Origin of the sequence: Streptomyces sp. NPDC014991, assembly GCF_043080665.1 — a bacterium.
Lineage (GTDB): Bacteria > Actinomycetota > Actinomycetes > Streptomycetales > Streptomycetaceae > Streptomyces.
The window spans coordinates 1-16473 of record NZ_JBIBVY010000035.1; the positions used below are offsets into that span (position 1 = coordinate 1).

The window sequence follows — 16473 nt, forward strand, 5'->3', positions numbered from 1 at the left end:
GGCTGGACTGGTACAACTACCACCGACCCCACACCGGCATCGGCGGCCACACCCCAGCCAGCCGCGTCACCAACCTCTCCGGACAGCACACCTAGCCCCGCGAGGGTGGCGTCGTCCGCGTCAGGGGCGTGTGCCACACGAGCCGGGTGCCCCCGTCCCGCGGGCGGACGAGTTCCAGGTCCCCGCCCAGGTTCCGGGCCCGCTCCGTCATGTTGCGCAGACCGCTGCGGCGGCCCCCGGCAGGGACGCCGACACCGTTGTCGGTGACGGTGAGCCGTACCTCGGTCCCGTCGGTCTCCAACGCCACGTCCGCGCGGTCGGCGTGCGCGTGGCGGGCGATGTTGGCCAGGGACTCGGACAGGACGGCCACGACATGGTCGGCGATCTCCTGCGGTACACGGGTGTCGAGCAGGCCCTCCATCCGGACACTGGGCGCGAAGCCCAGCACCGGTGTCGCGTCGTCGGCCACCCGCACCGCACGGGCTCGCAGCCCGGACGCCTCCTCGACGCCATGGGTGCGCAGACCGAAGACGGTCGACCGGATGATCTTGATGGTGTCGTCGAGGTCGTCCACGGCCCGCAGCACCCGCTCCGAGGCCTGAGGGTGCTCGATGAACCGGCCCGCGCTCTGCAGCGTCATCCCGGTGGCGAACAACCGCTGGATGGCCAGGTCGTGCAGATCGCGGGCGATCCGGTCACGGTCCTCCAGCAGCGCGATCTGTTCGGCGTCCCGGCGGCGCTCGGCGAGTTCCATCGCGACGGCGGCCTGCGCGGCGAATCCCTTCAGCGGCACGGTCTCCTTGTCGGAGAAGTCACTGGCACCCGCCTCCCGGGCCAGCAGGACCACCCCCCGCACGCGGTCCTCACGGCCGATCGGGACGGCCACGGCCGGGCCCAGACCGGCGAACCGCTGCGGGCCCGCGCTGATCCGTCGGTCGTGCGCGACGTCGGGACTGCTCACGGACGCGCCGAGGGTGAAGGCCGCCCCGGTGAGGGTGCCCTCCACGGGAAGCAGGAGGCCACGGTGTGCCTCCGCCTCGCGGCCGATGGCCAGCTCCACCGCGAGGGTGCCGGTGTCCCGCACGGGGATGGCCAGCGTGGCCAGGGCCGCGCCGGTGATGTCCCGCGCCCGCTCGGCGATCACCCCCAGCACCTCGTGCTGGTCCGCGCCGGACATCAGGCTGCTGGTGATCTCCGCGGTCGCCGCCAGCCAGCGCTCCCGCAGTCTGGACTCCTCGTACAGGCGGGCGTTGTCGATCGCCACGCCCGCCGCCACGGCCAGCGTGGACAGCAGCGACTCGTCGTCCTCGTCGAACTGCCGTCCGCCGCGCTTCTCGGTCAGGTAGAGGTTGCCGAAGACCCGGTCGCGCACCCGGATCGGTACGCCGAGAAAACTGTTCATCGGTGGATGGTGGGGCGGAAAGCCGTACGACGCCGCGTGCTCGGAGAGCTTCGACAGCCGCAGGGGCTCGGGGTGGCGGACGAGTTCGCCGAGGATGCCGTGGCCCTCCGGGTAGGGGCCTATGCGGGCGATCTCCTCCTCGCCGACCCCGACCGTGATGAACGCCGACAGCCGTCTGCCGTCCGGGCCGATCACGCCGAGCGCCGCGTACTCGGCGTCGACCAGGGCCGCCGCCGCCTCCACGATGCCGCGGAGCGCCTGTTCCAGGTCCAGTTCGCGGCCGACGGAGAGCACGGCCTCCAGCAGGCTGTGCACCCGGTCCTGGGTGCGGCGGGCCGCGTCCAGGCGGGCCTGCGACTCGGCCGGCAGCTCGTCCAGCCTCAGCTGCGGCAGCCGCACGCCTGCCGCGCGCACCTCCTCGGAGCTTTCCACGCCCGTTCCTCCCAGCCCCCCGTGCGCTGCATACGGCCGCCCCGCCCCCTGCCACGGTAGCCGGGTCCCGCGAGGGGGACGATACGGGATCACGCCGGACGACGGCACGGCGATCACCCGCGGATGCCGTCCGCCGCGGGGCCGCCCCTTTCCCGGTGGCAGAAGGACCGGTCGGCGCCACCCCTTCCGGGCGGTCCGCGCGGACGACGGTCCGGTGCCTCGGGACCGAGGCTCCCCCGCACTCGGCAGGAAGGCCTGCCTGCGTCTGCCGGGCAGGGCCCCTGTCGGCCGTGTCGTGTACACCGGGCAGGCGCTCCCGGCCGTACCGCCGGTCGATCGCAGCCCCCGGCTGGAGTGTGGTCGTGACCGGCCGGGCACGCTCGTGACGGATCCCGCCGAGCACCAGCGCCTCTCGCAGGCGGCCCCGACTTCCTCACGCCCGTCCGGGACCGGGTGTCCGTACGGATCGCCTCCGGGGACGGTCGCGGGGCGCCGAGCTGCCGGGCAGGGGGTGAACCGGACGGGGGCCGCGGCGCGGACCGCGGAGGCGACGCTCAGCGTCCCCGGGTGCGCAGCCGGTCCTGGGCCTGGGTGGCGATGACAGCGGCCTGGACACGGCGTTCGACACCGAGCTTGGCGAGCAGGCGCGAGATGTGGTTCTTCACCGTCTTCTCGGCCAGGTACAGCCGCCTGCCGATCTGCCGGTTGGTGAGGCCCTCGCCGATGAGCGCCAGGATCTCCCGCTCGCGCTCGGTCAGTCCGGACAGCGCCTCCGGTCCGGCCTCCTGCTGCCCGCCCCGCAGCCTGGCCATGAGCCTGGTGGTGGCGCTCGGGTCCAGCAGCGACTGCCCTCGGGCCACCGTCCGCACGGCCGACACCAGGTCCGAGCCCTGGATCTGCTTGAGGACGTACCCGGACGCGCCGGCCATGATCGAGTCGAGCAGCGCCTCCTCCTCGTCGAACGAGGTCAGCATCAGACAGGCCAGGTCGGGCTGGTGGGAGCGCAACTCCCGGCACACGCTGATCCCGTCACCGTCCGGCAGGCGGACGTCGAGGACCGCCACGTCGGGGCGGAGGGCGGGGACGCGGACCAGGGCCTGCTCGACGGTGGCCGCCTCGCCGACCACCGTGATGTCCGGCTCGTCGTCCAGCAGGTCGTGCACCCCGCGCCGTACCACCTCGTGGTCGTCGAGGAGGAAGACCCGGATCGGGTGGTCGGATCCGGCCGGCCCGTGCTCAGCCATCGGTCGCTCCTTGTGGCGTGTGCGGTTCTCCCCGCCGATCCTTCCTCTTCCGTGGGCCCGGGCACCAGGGCCGGTCGGCCCTGCTTCGCTCGCCCGGCGGGAGGGTTCAGCCGTCCCAGGACCAGTCGGCCACCTCGGGCAGGTCCGTGCCGTGTTCGCGGATCCAGAGCCGGTGGCGCTGCCGGGTGTCCTCCATGTGCTGCCGTACGGCTGCCGCCCGCACCGCCAGGCCGGGAACACGGTCGATGACGTCCATGACGAGGCGGTAGCGATCGAGGTCGTTGCGGACCACCATGTCGAACGGCGTCGTCGTGGTGCCGATCTCCTTGTAGCCGCGCACATGCAGGTGCGGGTGGCCGGTACGGCGGTAGGCGAGGCGGTGGATCAGCCACGGGTAGCCGTGGTACGCGAAGATCACCGGCTTGTCCGCGGTGAACAGTCCGTCGTACTCGAAGTCCCCCATGCCATGCGGGTGGTCCCCGGCCGGCAGCAACCGGGCGATGTCGACGACGTTCACCACCCGCACGACCACCTCGGGCAGGTGGCGGCGCAGCAACTGGGCGGCGGCCAGCACCTCCTGGGTGGGCACGTCTCCCGCGCAGGCCAGTACCACGTCCGGTTCGCGCGTGCCGTCCTCGGTGCCGGCCCACTGCCAGATGCCGGCGCCGCGGGCGCAGTGGATCTTCGCCTCCTCCATCGACAGCCAGTCGAAGCAGGGCTGTTTGCCCGCGACGATCACGTTGACGTAGTCGCGGCTGCGCAGCGCGTGGTCGGCGACCGACAGCAGGGTGTTGGCGTCCGGCGGCAGGTAGACCCGCACCACTTCCGGGCTCTTGTTGAGGACGTGGTCGACGAAGCCGGGGTCCTGATGGGAGAAGCCGTTGTGGTCCTGGCGCCACACGTGCGAGGTGAGCAGGTAGTTGAGGGAGGCGATGGGGGCCCGCCAGGACAGTCGGCGGGTGGTGCGCAGCCACTTGATGTGCTGGTTCACCATCGAGTCGACGATGTGGGCGAAGGCCTCGTAGCAGGAGAACAGCCCGTGCCGGCCGGTGAGGAGGTAGCCCTCCAGCCAGCCCTGGCAGGTGTGTTCGGAGAGGATCTCCATGACGCGGCCGTGCGGGTCCAGATGTTCGTCGGCGTCGAGGACGTCGGCCTGCCAGGCCTTGCCACTGGCCGTGTAGACCGCCTGGAGCCGGTTGGAGGCGGTCTCGTCGGGGCCCATGAGCCGGAAGTCGCGCCGGCCCGCGCTGGCCGCCATGACGTCGGCCAGCATGTCACCGAGCACGCGGGTCGGCTCGTGCGTGCTCGCGCCGGGCTTGTCGACGGTCACGGCGTGCCGCTGCAGCGGAGGCAGGGGCAGCTCGCGCAGCAGCAGTCCCCCGTTGGCGTGCGGGGTGGCGCCGAGCCGCCGTGCACCCCGCGGGACGCAGGCCAGCACGTCCGGGCGCGGAGCACCGTCCTCGTCGAACAGTTCCCCGGGCCGGTAGGAGCGCATCCACTGCTCCAGCTGCCGCAGGTGCTCGGGGTTGTCCCGTACGGCGGAGAGCGGCACCTGGTGGGCGCGCCAGGTGCCCTCGACCGGCAGTCCGTCGACCTCGGCGGGGCCGGTCCAGCCCTTGGGGGTGCGCAGTACGATCACCGGCCAGCGGGGCCGGGCGGTGGCCCCGTCCTCGCGCGCCGCGCGCTGGATCGCCGTGATGCGGTCGAGCGCGGTGTCCGTCGCCGCGGCCATCGCGCGGTGGACGGCCGTCGGTTCGTCACCGCTGACGTGGATCGGGTCATGGCCGTAGCCACGCAGCAGTTCGTCCAGCTCGGTCTCGGGGATCCGGGCCGGCACGGTCGGATTGGCGATCTTGTAGCCGTTCAGGTGCAGGACCGGCAGCACGGCACCGTCGTGGACCGGGTCGAGGAACTTGTTGGAGTGCCAGGACGCGGCCAGCGGTCCGGTCTCCGCCTCACCGTCGCCGATCACGCAGGCGACCAGCAGGTCCGGGTTGTCGAGAGCGGCGCCGTAGGCGTGGGACAGGGAGTAGCCGAGTTCCCCGCCCTCGTGGATCGAGCCCGGGGTCTCGGGGGCGACATGGCTGGGCACCCCGCCCGGGAACGAGAACTGCCTGAACAGCCGGGCCATGCCTGCCGCGTCCCGGGTGATGTCCGGATAGGTCTCGGTGTACGAGCCCTCCAGCCAGGAGTTGGCCAGGACGGCCGGGCCGCCGTGACCGGGCCCCCAGATGCAGACGGCGTCCAGACCCCGGGCCCTGATGACACGGTTCAGATGGGTGTGGACCAGGTTGAGTCCCGGAGAGGTACCCCAGTGGCCGAGCAGACGCGGCTTGACGTGTTCGGGACGCAGGGGTTCGGTCAGCAGCGGGTTGGCCATGAGGTAGATCTGGCCCACGGTGAGGTAGTTCGCGGCGCGCCAGTGAGCGTCCAGGGTGGCGAGCTCCTCGTCCGTGGGTTCGGCGGGCGCCTGCTGCGTGTCGACGGACATCTGGGTCCTTCCCCGGGTCGGTAGGGAGGCGGTCGGTGGGTGACGACGCGTGCCGGGGGCACAGCACCCCACTCTGCGGCGGGCCGGCGGGTGCCCGGAAGGGCCGTTCGGCCCTCGTCCGCGGGCCGGACCGTCCGTACCGGGCGCGCGTTCACCGCGCGACGTCCACCCCGTAGAGCGTCTGCCCTCAGGCCGGCCCGCGCCCGGTGACCAGCTCCGGTCGGCCGCGCAGGACGCCTCCTCGGGGGACGGTGCACAGGAGCGCGGGCGATCCGGGCCGGCTGCCACCGGCACCGGCACCGGCACCGCACGGGACGCGCCGGTCCCGGCCCGCCGGGAGGGCGGCCCTGTCGGCGGTGACGGGGGTCGGAACGAGCGCTACGGCCCTTCGCGGCCGGTTCGGGGACCGCTGCCGGGCAGTGGTGTGCGGCCCGGCCGTATGTCAGGAGCCCCTCGGGCGTCACCGGTCGGCGGTCGCCTCCGGGCGGCCGTTCCGGTCGAACCGGGCCCGTATCCCGGGGTCGTCGAGCAGGCGGGCCGGGTAACCGGGGCCGGTGCGCACGTCGATGTCCTCGTGGTGCAGCGACTCGCCGCAGGAGGAGCAGACCACCTGGGCGTGGGTGTCGTGGTCGCAGGCCGTGTGCCGCATGATCACCGGCGCCCCGGAGTCGTCGGCCAACCGGCGAGGAGTTCGACGCCACCGAGGCCCACCGCATCGGCCTGGTGCAGGAGATCGCGGCCGACGGCCCGGCCGCCGTCGAGCGGGCGACCCGGATCGCCCGGGTCATCGCGAGAAGTCGGCCCCCCTGGGCGTCAGGACCGTCCTGCGGTCCGCCCACCTGTCCCGCGAGCACGGAGACGGCGCCGCGATCGAGCGGCTGCGTCCCGATGTCGCACGGCTGCTGTCGACCGCCGACGGAGAGGAGGGAATCCGCTCCTTCGTCGAGCGCCGCGACGCCGTCTTCACCGGCCACTGACCATCCCCGCGCCCGGAGGACCCCCGCGGCCACGACGCGGCCCCCCCTCCGCTCCCCCACCCTCTTCGACCTCCCGCCCGGTACTCGCTCGCGTCGGGGCACCGTCAGCGAGCGGACCCGTACGACGACTGCTCCGCCCGGAACGTCCGCCGGTGCGAGGACAGGGGCGGGTGCGCATGGTGCCTCCGGAGCGGGGCCGTCGGGGCCTCGGGATGCGGCCGCACCGGTGTCCCGGCGCGCGTCGACGGCGTCCGTCACGAATGGGGTCGACTCGCTCGGCGAGCGCCCGACCGGGTCAGGGGCTCTCCTCGCCCTGGGCGACCTCCACCTCGTGATGGACGGTGAGCACACCGGCGGTCGCCGCGGTGACGGAGAGAGCCGCGCAGGCAGCGAGGAGCACGGCGATCCAGCGGGTGGCGCGCGGGCGGGAGCCGGGCTCCGCGAGGAGGGCGGCGACCCGGCGGGGAACGGGGCCGGTGGTCGCGGCGGGGGTGAAGGCCGGGCGCGTGGAGCGGGAGTCGTGACCGGCGAGGGCCGCACGGGCGATGGCCCGGGCGATCAGGCGCCGGTTCCCGACAGCGGTGGCCGCGGCCTCGTCGGCGGCTCGTTCCGCGGCGAACCGGATGGCGGCACGGGCCGCGCGCAGGGCGGGGTGGCAGTGGGCCGCGAGTTCGGCGGCGACGAGGAAGTAGTGATGGCCACCGGCGTTGTGGGCGCGTTCATGGGCGAAGAGGGCTTCGCGCTCGGCCGCGTCGAGGCTGCGCAGCATGGCCGTGGTGACGACTATGCGGTGCGGGCGGCCGGGGAGGGCGTACGCGTCCGGGTGAGGTGAGTCGATGACGCACAGGTCGCCGGCGGCGGGGCGGCGGTCGGCCTGGGTGCGGGCGGTGCGGAAGGCGCCGACCTGTCGTACGGCCGAGCGCCCGAGGGTCCAGATGCCGACGGTGAGCACACCGGCCGCTGCCGCGGCGGCGGGGACGAGGACGCCGTCCGAGAGGGTGCGCAGGGGGTGGACGAGTTCACCGAGCGCGGCGAACGCCGGGATCTCGAGCAGTGCGGTCAGTACGACGACGCCCAGGGCTGTCACGCACGCCCCGGCCAGCGCGAGGGAGGAAGCGGTCACCGCCCACAGCGCGGTGACGGGATCGAGGCGGTCGAGGGCGTGCCGTGCCAGGGGTGGGGCCGCCAAGGGTGCCAGGAGGGGGACCAGCAGCAGAAGGGTCATGCCTGGTCGGCCTCCAGCAGCCGGCGCAGCACCTGTTCGTCGTCCGGACTGAGCTGGGCGACGAAACGGGCCAGCACGGTCTCGCGGTCGGTGTCCCGGTCGAGTTCGCCGTGCATGCGCCGCGCGGTGAGCCCTGCCGCGTCGTGGACGGGATAGTAGGCGTAGCCGCGTCCCTGCTGCTCGCGGCCGACGGCGCCCTTCTCGTGCAGGCGGGACAGGATGGTCGTCACGGTCGTACGCGCCAGGTCGGCAGCGAGTTCCTGCTGTACCCGGACCGGTGTGAGCGGTGTGCCGGCGGCCCAGAGTGCGGCCATGACGGCGGCCTCCAGCTCGCCGGCCGGCCGTCGCTCGTCGTTGGTGTCGCTCATGGGAACGATCCTCACCCCATCATCGTCTACAGTTCAGTAGACCGTCTACAGAATTGTAGTCACCGGTCGGATGCCGTACCGCCGTATCCGTCGCGTCAGCACGAAGGGCTCACGACGATGACCACACCCATCCACCTATCGTCGCAGCTGGCTGTCAACGTGCTGGACGCCCGTTCGCTGCTGGCCGCCTTCGGCGTGCTGGGCGTCGCAGTGGTGCTCTTCGCCGAGACCGGCTTGCTGGTCGGTTTCTTCCTGCCCGGTGACTCCCTGCTGTTCACGGCAGGTCTGCTGTGCACGGGCACGGCCGGCAGCCCGGTCAGGCTGTCGCTCGGACCGCTGCTGGCCGCCGCCGCCGTGGGCGCACTCGCCGGCGCGCAGTGCGGTTACCTGCTCGGGAGAAGAGCGGGGGGCGCGCTGCTCGCCCGCAGTTCCTCGGTCCGGCTGCGCGAAGGCGCGCACCGGGCCGAGGAACTGCTGGCGAAGTACGGGTACGCGAAGGCGATCGTGCTCGCCCGTTTCGTGCCGGTGGTGCGGACGGTGCTGAACCCGATGGCGGGAGCCCTTCAGGTGCCCGCGCGCACCTTCACCGTCTGGCAGGCGGCCGGCGGCCTGGTCTGGAGCCTGGGTCTGACTCTCGCCGGCTACGCACTGGGGTCCTCGGTCCCCGACGTCGACCGGTATCTGCTGCCCATCGTCGCGGTGATCGTCGCCGTGTCACTGATTCCGCCGGCCGTCGAGGTGTCCCGCTCCCGGCGCGCGGCGAAGGCGAAGGCGAAGGAGGCGCGCGGATGACGCTCACCCTCGGCGGCTCGTCGATCGACGGTCCCGCCTACACCGACGTGGTGGACCTCGCCCACCGTTCCCCCGGCTGGCTGGACGGCGTGGTGTCGGCCTGGTCGACGTACGGTCTCGCAGTGTTCGCGCTGCTCATGGTCATCGGCTGGTGGCGGGCCCGGCGCGTCGCCGCTGCGACGGCGGTGCGGGCACTGGCGGTGCCGGTGATCGTGGTCCTGGCGTACGGCGTGGACGCCGCCCTGAAGCTGGTGGTGCGCGAGGCGCGGCCCTGCCAGAGCCTGCACGTCAGCACACTCGAGGCCTGTCCGGCACCGGGCGACTGGTCATTCCCCAGCAACCACGCGGCCATCGCGTTCGCGGCCGCGGTGGCGCTGTTCTCCGTCTCCCGTCGCCTCGGCGCGGTCGCGGCCGTCGCCGCCTGCGCGATGGCGGCGTCCCGGGTCTGGGTCGGCGTCCACTATCCGCACGACGTGGCGGCCGGTGCCGCCGTCGGCGCACTGGTCGCGCTGCTCGCCGTGGCAGTACTGCGCCGCCCCGCGGACACGCTGGTCCGGCAGGTCACGGCCACCCGCCTGCGTACGCTGCTGGTGGCGTCGTGAGCCGGGACGAGGTGGCCGATCTCGCGGCGAGCGTCGGCCTCGGAGCCTTGGCGGGGTTCTGCGTACTGACCCTGTGCCTGTTCGGCGACGGACACCCGTTGTTCACCGACGGAGGCCTGCACGCCTGGTCCGTGGCCCACCGTCCCGACGTGGCCGTGGCCCTGGCCCGCGGGCTCACCGCCACCGGGACGGGTCTCGTCCCGTACGCGCTCGCCGTGCTGGCCGGGATCGTCGCGGCCCGTACCGTGCGTCACCGCCTGCTCGCCGCCGTCCTCGCCGTCCTGTGCCTGGCCTCCGGGCAGGCCGTGCGATACGGCGTGATGACACTGGTCGCACGGGCCCGTCCGCCCCGGGCGGACTGGGGTACGCATGCTTCGGGCTGGGCCTTTCCCTCCGGGCACACCACCACGGCGGCCCTCGCCGCCGGACTGCTGGTCTCGGCGATATGCCTGCGCGAGCCGCGCGGGCGGACACTGTTCGCCACCGCCGCGGGCTGCTGGGGCGCGCTGGTCGGGCTGACCCGCGTCTACCTCGGGGTGCACTGGTTCACGGATGTGCTCGGCGGCTGGCTGCTGAGCATCGGCTGGCTCGGCCTGTGGTTGTGCGCCATGGCCTGGTGGCTGCCCGACCGGCTCCTCGCAGGCCCCACGAACATCTCCATCGAGCCGAGGGAGGACCACGCGCAACAGGATCCTGGTCATGGAGGACGGTCACGTCCTGCGTGACATGCTGCTGCGGGGCCTGCGTGACGAGGACGTCGCCCGACGGGCACCACCGCGCTGCGGCCGGCCACGTCTGATGTCGGTGCGGCCGTGGTCGATATGGGCTGCCGGAGGCGGACGGGTGGGACGTGTGCCAGGCGATGGTCGCGCTGGCTGCGCCGACGGCTGGGCGGGGGCCCCGGCGAGGGGCTCCCCGCCGTCCCGGCTGCTCCGTGCCGCCCCGGAGCCCGCGGGCCCCATCCCCGTGCCGTCCGTTCATCCGGTCCCGGGGCGGGCGAGTCCCAGGTCGTAGGCGAAGATCACGGCCTGGATGCGGTCGCGTGCGCCGATCTTGGACAGGACGCGGCCGACATGCGTCTTGACAGCGGTCTCGGACGCGACGAAGTGTGCGGCGATCTCGCCGTTGGTCCAGCCCTTGCCGATGGCGACGAGGATCTCGCGCTCACGGTCGGTGAGGGAGCCCAGTCGCGCGCGTCCTTCGTACGGGCCGTGGTCCTCGTCCTTCCGGTACACGAGCGAACGGCCGCCGGCCGCCGAACGGCACCGACACCTGACGGGCCGTAACCCGGAAGGGACGACAAGAACGCCGTAGACCGTCGGAGTCGCCCATCAGCCGATGCCGCGTCGGGGCCGGCCCGGCCGCGTCCGCCGCGACGGGACGCGACGGCGTGCGCAAGTGCCGCGACGGGGCGTCGCCTTGATGTGGTCGGCACCTCGCCGATCCGCTGCCGACTGTCGTGGTCATGACCTGACACGCCGTTTAACCCGCTCGATCCGGGTACTCGTGAGAAACAGCGTCGATCTTGACGACAACCCCCGCCGCGGAGTGCATCAGGCGCTCCCCGCAACAAGAGAGGTGCCCTCTCATGAGCACTGTCAACCCGGCCGGCAACGCGGGCCTCCACGCGGGCACCGACACGCCCGTCCACCACACCCGTCGGCTGTCGACCGAGACGAAGGCCGCTTTCAAGACCACCGAGTTCTTCGCCTATCTCGCCGCGGTCGTTGCGGTGCTCATCGCCTCCATGGTCGTGGGAGCCGAGGACGGCCACGCCGACTACTTCCGCGCCGACAAGGCATGGCTCTACGTCGTGATCCTTTCCGTCGGGTACATGATCAGCCGAGGTCTGGCCAAGTCCGGCAGCCGCGACCCTTACGACGAGTCCCGCTGAACGGCCCCTCGTTACCTGGTCCCAGGAAACCGGCTGAGCGCAAGTCGTCGGATGGGGAAGGTTCCCGCATCTTCGGATGACGGACGACCTTCCCCATCGACGCGTTCGGCGGGCGTGAGCCGCCGAGTAGGATCGGGCCCCGACCAGCCGCCTTGGGTGGGGAACCAGGTCCGGGGTAGGAGTGTCCGCGGACACAAAAGGACCGAACGGGGTCGGGACGGGAGCGCGTTCAGCATGATCACGGTGCGGATGCAACACGGGAACACCATGGTGGCGCAGCTGCCTGAGGAGATCGACTACGACAACGCGTCCCTGGTCGGCGCCCAATGCGAAGACCTGGTCAGGCAGGGGTGCCGCACCCTGATCCTGGACGCCTCCACCGTCCGGTACCTCGACTCCTCCGCCATCAGCATGCTCATCCTGCTGTTGCGTCTCCTCGATGACCACGACGGCACCTTGCGCCTGGCCGCGCTCGACGACCACTACCAGCAGACCCTGCGCATTCTCGGCCTCGACACGCTGTTCCTCCTCTACCCCACCGTGGAAGCCGCCCACCGGCCCGTCATCCGCGGGAACACCGAGCTGTCGGAGCCCTCCCGTTCCGCCTGACCGCCCCTCCGTGTGGCGCTGCGCGCCGCAGGTCTCGAGGTATGCGGTCGTCCCACTGCCCGGATCTCGAACCGTGGCGTGTTCCGCGATCCACCGGCGGCCGTGTTCACCCGCCGGTGCAGGACCGGTGAGCCGACGGCATCACTCGGGGGCGACGGAGAAGCTACGCCAGAGGCCGGTGGACCTGACGGCTTCGTCCGAGGACTGAGCGTCCAGGTAGATACTCGCCCCGCCCGGCGGCACGGTGCAATCGGGTGTCGTGTACAGCAGCAGGCTGTTCTGCGTGTAGTTGACGACCCGTGTCACTTCCTCACGGAAGCGGCGACAGCCGTGGGTCGAGGTGTTCGAGATGGTCTCCACGAGCCTGGCACCGTTCCACGCCGCGATCTGACCGGAGACCTGGTCCTGGCATGCGGCCAGCGTGAGACCGAGCACGATGACGCCGGTGAGCGCGGTCACGGACCGTGATGCGGGCATCGAGCCTCCTGGTACCGGGACGGGGAGCTGCCGGGGACGTCGTCCCGCCACAACTGTCCGTCAGGCCGGTCGAACACGCATGGCGGATACGACCGTCAGGGGCACAGCTGCCCCATGGCGTGCACAGGACCACGGAACATCCGTCGCGATGCCGCCCCGGGCAGGACCGTCGGTTCGGCCGGCGTGAACGGTATCCGGCCCGCAGCCCCGTCGGGCGGCTCGACGGAAGTCGTCCGCGGTGACCCGAGCCTTGACGACCGGGGCAGCCGGGGTGCGGAGCCGGCAGGTCCCCTCAGGACGGTTCACACACTCGGCACGGGCTGTGTGGGGTGATAGTGGAGGGATACCGGTGCCCTGCCGACACCTGGGAGGTCCGTTGGCCGAAGTGCTCGGCGGTTCGCGCGTCGTGATCGTGATGGGCGTGTCCGGGTCCGGCAAGTCCACCGTCGGAGCGGGGCTCGCGAACCTGCTCGGTGTGTCGTTCCTGGAGGGTGATGACCTCCACTCCGCGGCGAACCGGGCCAAGATGGCGTCCGGACGGCCTCTCGACGACAGCGATCGGCTGCCCTGGCTGGCGGCGCTCACGGAGTGGATACGGACCACTGTGTCGAGCGGACACGGTGGTGTCGTGTCCTGTTCCGCACTGAAGCGGGCGTACCGCGATCAGTTCCGGCGTACGGGAGCCGACCTGTGGTTCGTGCATCTGGCTCTCGATCGTGAGGTGGCCGCGGAACGCATGGCACACCGCGAGGGGCACTTCATGTCGGCTGAGTTGCTCGACTCCCAGTACGGCAGTCTGGAACCGCTGCACGCCGACGAACCGGGCATCACCGTCGACGCGTCGGGCAGCCCGGAACAGGTCATGGCGGCCGCGGTGCGGGCTGTCCGCGAGTCGGGCCGGTAGCGGATCCCGGCGGGCCGGCCGGCCCGGGCCCGAGTCCGCGCCGCGGCGGGCCGACGGGTGCGCGTTCCCTCTCGTCCGAGGACTCGGGCGGCCGGTGACTCGTCGACATTTCCTCACAGGAGGTGCGGATGGATCTCATTCACTTTCGTATGGTCATGCCGGCCGCCCTCACCCAGTCGGCCGTCGACCTGCTCGCCTCCGACGACTGTGTGCTCAACCTCGTGGTCGTCAGAGCGGCCCGGGTGCCGGACGGCGACGTGCTCGAGTGCGACGTGGTGAAGGGCGCCGCGAACGGTGTCCTGGGCGACCTCCGCGAGCTGGGCGTCTCCCACGCGGGGTCGATCGCCGTCGACGACGTCGAGGTGATCTTCTCGCGGCACGCCGAGCGGATCGAGGCCGAACAGCCGAGCGCGCTCGTGCACGCGCCGCTGTGGGCCGCGGTCGAGGCCCGCATCCGGAAGGAGGGGACCTATCCACCGTCCTTCTACCTGTTCCTGGTCATCGCGGCGCTCATCGGCAGCGTCGGCATCGTGACGAACTCACAGATCCTCATCGTGGCGGCCATGGTGGTCGGTCCGGAGTACAGCGCGATCACCAGCATCGCCCTCGGCCTCGACCACCGGAACCGTCGCCCGGTCCGGAAAGGGGCGCGTGCCCTGGCAGCCGGGTTCTCGCTGGCCATCGTGGTCACACTGGGATTCGCGGCGATGGTGCGGGCTGCCGGCCTGCAGTCGACGGCATTCGAGCTGGGTCTGCGGCCCGTGTCCCACCTCATCGACACGCCCGACTTCTTCTCCGTCGCCGTCGCCGTCCTCGCCGGCGTCGTGGGCATCGTCTCGCTCGCCGAGGCACGCGGTAGCGCCCTCCTCGGGGTCTTCATCTCCGTGACCACGATCCCCGCCGCCTCGGACATCTCCGTCTCGCTCGCCTTCGCCGACTGGCACCAGGCACGGGGGTCGCTGGTGCAGTTGCTGCTCAACGTGACCGTGCTGGTGATCGTCGGGGTCCTCACCCTGCGTTCGCAGCGATGGGTCTGGCGTCGCGCGGCCCGCCGTGCCACCACGGAGCGCCAGGGACGGTGATCCGGTCACCGTCCGCGACCAGTGTCCATGACGCGGGCCGGCCGCGGCAGGCCGTGACCGTGTCTGCGACTTAGGCTGATCGAGGGATCATTCGGGTGAACCGGACGGCGGAAGGAGCGCCCCGATGAATGACTACCCCCTGATCGAGAACCATGGCCTGCTCGGTGATCTTCAGACATCGGCGCTGGTGACCACGGACGGGGCGGTCGACTGGCTGTGCGTCCCGCGGTTCGACTCGCCCAGCGTGTTCGGCGCGCTCCTGGACAAGGACAAGGGCGGGCACTGCACGGTCCGGCCGATGCACGTGACGTATGCGACCAAGCAGTTGTACCTTCCCGACACGGCGGTCCTGGTGACCCGGTTCATGACGGAGGCGGGCGCCGGGGAAGTGCTGGACTTCATGCCCGTGACCGGGGCGACGGCCACAGCCAGTCACCGGCTGGTCCGCATGGTCCGCTGCGTGCGCGGCAGCATGACGTTCGAAGTCGACATCGCCCCGCGTTTCGACTACGGCCGCACGGCCCACCGGTTGCACATCACAGAACACGGAGCGGTGTTCGCCGCGGAGGACGGCATGGAACTCACCGTGCATCCCGTGCGTGAGCCGGAGGACGAGCGACTGGCGGACGTTCTCGTGAACCGGGGGGACGACCTGCACCTCTCGCTGACCCTGCGGGCGGGCCAGCAGCGCGGACTGGTTCTGGAGTCGGCCGCCGACGGGCCGCCGAGGCAGATACGGCTCGCCGAGTACCAGCGGCTCTTCGAGGAGACCGTCACGTTCTGGCGCACCTGGCTGAGCCAGTCGCGGTACTCGGGGCGCTGGCGGGAGACGGTGGAACGTTCGGCTGTCACGCTGAAACTCATGACCTACGCCCCGAGCGGCGCCGTGGTGGCCGCCCCGACGGCAGCCCTCCCCGAGCAACTGGGCGGTGAGCGCAACTGGGACTACCGGTTCACCTGGGTCCGCGACGCCGCCTTCTCGGTGTACGCCCTGCTGGGCCTGGGCTTCACGGACGAGGCCAGGGGCTTCATCAGATGGCTGGGCGACCGGGTCAGCGAACGGGCCGGCTGCGACGGGGGCTCCGGCCCGCTCAACATCATGTACCGGGTGGACGGCTCCTCCGACCTGGACGAGTACACCCTCGAACACTGGGAGGGCTACGCCGGTTCGGCCCCGGTGCGGATCGGCAACGGCGCCGCCGCACAGCTCCAGCTGGACATCTACGGCGAGGCCCTGGACAGCGTGTACTTCGCGCACCAGCGCGGTTTCCAGGTGGGGCACCACGGCTGGACCTCGCTGCTGACGGACCTCGACTGGCTGGCCGACAACTGGGACCAGCCGGAAGAGGGCCTGTGGGAGACCCGCGGCGGTCGACAGGACTTCACTTACGGCCGTGTCATGTCGTGGGTGGCGTTCGACCGCGCGCTGCGGCTCGCCGAGTCGAACGGCCGGCCGGCCGCCGCCGCCCGCTGGAGCAGCGCGCGGGACGCGATCTACGAGCAGATCATGAGCAAGGGGTGGAACGAGCGGCGTCAGGCCTTCGTCCAGCACTACGGCAGCGACGTGCTCGACGCCTCGCTGCTGCGCATGTCGACGGTCGGGTTCGTCACCCCGGAGGATCCGATGTGGGAGTCGGCCCTCGACGCCATGGAGGAGGAGCTGGTCAGCGACAGCCTGGTCTACCGCTACAACCCCGAGGCCTCGCCCGACGGCCTGCGGGGCTCGGAAGGGACCTTCTCGCTGTGCACGTTCATGTACGTGGACGCCCTGGCGCGGGCTGGTCGGACCGACCGGGCGCGGCTGGTGTTCGAGAAGATGATGGGGTACGCCAACCATGTGGGCCTGTACTCGGAGGAGATCGACCCGACGGGCCGTCAGCTGGGCAACTTCCCGCAGGCGTTCACCCATCTCGCCCTCATCGACGCCGCCCTGACCCTGAACGAGGCTCTGGACCGGCGGTAGTACGGCTGCTG

15 protein-coding genes and 1 pseudogene are annotated in these 16473 nt (G+C 71.8%); 8 read left to right on the top strand and 8 right to left on the bottom strand.

What is annotated here, in order from left to right; genetic code table 11:
- Positions 1-91: 91 nt before the first annotated feature.
- The 6 genes from ACF1BE_RS33550 to ACF1BE_RS33575 all read right to left on the bottom strand — a co-directional run bounded on the left by ACF1BE_RS33550 (position 92) and on the right by ACF1BE_RS33575 (position 8139).
- Entirely contained in the window at positions 92-1834 is a 1743-nt protein-coding gene (locus ACF1BE_RS33550; protein WP_392202776.1) for a GAF domain-containing protein, read from the bottom strand.
- A 554-nt stretch (positions 1835-2388) separates the two neighbouring features.
- A complete protein-coding gene (locus ACF1BE_RS33555; protein WP_392202777.1) occupies positions 2389-3078 on the bottom strand; it encodes a response regulator in 690 nt (229 codons plus the stop codon).
- Positions 3079-3184: 106 nt separating this feature from the next.
- Positions 3185-5569, bottom strand: coding sequence for a phosphoketolase (locus ACF1BE_RS33560; protein ID WP_392202778.1), 2385 nt, complete (start codon positions 5567-5569; stop codon positions 3185-3187).
- A gap of 460 nt (positions 5570-6029) precedes the next feature.
- Positions 6030-6248 (bottom strand): hypothetical protein, encoded by a 219-nt coding sequence (locus tag ACF1BE_RS33565; RefSeq protein WP_392202779.1) that lies wholly within the window; start codon positions 6246-6248, stop codon positions 6030-6032.
- 593 nt (positions 6249-6841) lie between these two features.
- A complete protein-coding gene (locus ACF1BE_RS33570) occupies positions 6842-7771 on the bottom strand; it encodes a M48 family metalloprotease (RefSeq protein WP_392202780.1) in 930 nt (309 codons plus the stop codon).
- Positions 7768-8139, bottom strand: a complete 372-nt coding sequence (locus ACF1BE_RS33575; RefSeq protein ID WP_392202781.1) for a BlaI/MecI/CopY family transcriptional regulator — start codon at positions 8137-8139, stop codon at positions 7768-7770. The genes ACF1BE_RS33570 and ACF1BE_RS33575 overlap by 4 nt, the downstream gene beginning before the upstream one ends.
- 117 nt (positions 8140-8256) lie before the next feature.
- Between ACF1BE_RS33575 and ACF1BE_RS33580 the strand changes: the two genes are divergently transcribed.
- From ACF1BE_RS33580 to ACF1BE_RS33590, 3 genes are read left to right on the top strand one after another with little or no spacing between them, the layout of a single operon-like run.
- Positions 8257-8931 carry a DedA family protein gene (locus ACF1BE_RS33580; protein ID WP_392202782.1) on the top strand — a complete coding sequence of 225 codons (675 nt, stop codon included), beginning with the start codon at positions 8257-8259 and terminating at the stop codon, positions 8929-8931.
- Positions 8928-9533 (top strand): phosphatase PAP2 family protein, encoded by a 606-nt coding sequence (locus tag ACF1BE_RS33585; protein WP_392202783.1) that lies wholly within the window; start codon positions 8928-8930, stop codon positions 9531-9533. Before ACF1BE_RS33580 ends, ACF1BE_RS33585 begins: the two co-directional genes overlap by 4 nt.
- Positions 9530-10258, top strand: coding sequence for a phosphatase PAP2 family protein (locus ACF1BE_RS33590; RefSeq protein WP_392202784.1), 729 nt, complete (start codon positions 9530-9532; stop codon positions 10256-10258). The genes ACF1BE_RS33585 and ACF1BE_RS33590 overlap by 4 nt, the downstream gene beginning before the upstream one ends.
- 252 nt (positions 10259-10510) lie before the next feature.
- On the opposite strand, the pseudogene ACF1BE_RS33595 reads toward ACF1BE_RS33590, so the two are convergent.
- A pseudogene (locus ACF1BE_RS33595) lies at positions 10511-10723 on the bottom strand (response regulator transcription factor); the annotation flags it as partial.
- A 398-nt stretch (positions 10724-11121) separates the two neighbouring features.
- Between ACF1BE_RS33595 and ACF1BE_RS33600 the strand changes: the two are divergent.
- Positions 11122-11427 carry a hypothetical protein gene (locus ACF1BE_RS33600; protein ID WP_392202785.1) on the top strand — a complete coding sequence of 102 codons (306 nt, stop codon included), beginning with the start codon at positions 11122-11124 and terminating at the stop codon, positions 11425-11427.
- Between the two features lie 234 nt (positions 11428-11661).
- Positions 11662-12036 (top strand): STAS domain-containing protein, encoded by a 375-nt coding sequence (locus ACF1BE_RS33605; RefSeq protein ID WP_392202786.1) that lies wholly within the window; start codon positions 11662-11664, stop codon positions 12034-12036.
- 141 nt (positions 12037-12177) lie between these two features.
- Here the strand turns inward: ACF1BE_RS33605 and ACF1BE_RS33610 are convergent, their stop codons facing one another.
- Entirely contained in the window at positions 12178-12513 is a 336-nt protein-coding gene (locus ACF1BE_RS33610; protein ID WP_392202787.1) for a hypothetical protein, read from the bottom strand.
- Between the two features lie 385 nt (positions 12514-12898).
- On the opposite strand from ACF1BE_RS33610, the gene ACF1BE_RS33615 reads away from it, so the two are divergent.
- The 3 genes from ACF1BE_RS33615 to ACF1BE_RS33625 all read left to right on the top strand — a co-directional run bounded on the left by ACF1BE_RS33615 (position 12899) and on the right by ACF1BE_RS33625 (position 16462).
- The gene (locus ACF1BE_RS33615; protein ID WP_392202815.1) at positions 12899-13417 is read left to right on the top strand and encodes a gluconokinase; all 519 of its coding nucleotides are present in this window, start codon (positions 12899-12901) and stop codon (positions 13415-13417) included.
- Between the two features lie 128 nt (positions 13418-13545).
- The gene (locus tag ACF1BE_RS33620; RefSeq protein WP_392202788.1) at positions 13546-14499 is read left to right on the top strand and encodes a DUF389 domain-containing protein; all 954 of its coding nucleotides are present in this window, start codon (positions 13546-13548) and stop codon (positions 14497-14499) included.
- A gap of 124 nt (positions 14500-14623) precedes the next feature.
- The gene (locus tag ACF1BE_RS33625; RefSeq protein ID WP_392202789.1) at positions 14624-16462 is read left to right on the top strand and encodes a glycoside hydrolase family 15 protein; all 1839 of its coding nucleotides are present in this window, start codon (positions 14624-14626) and stop codon (positions 16460-16462) included.
- The last annotated feature ends 11 nt before the right edge of the window (positions 16463-16473 follow it).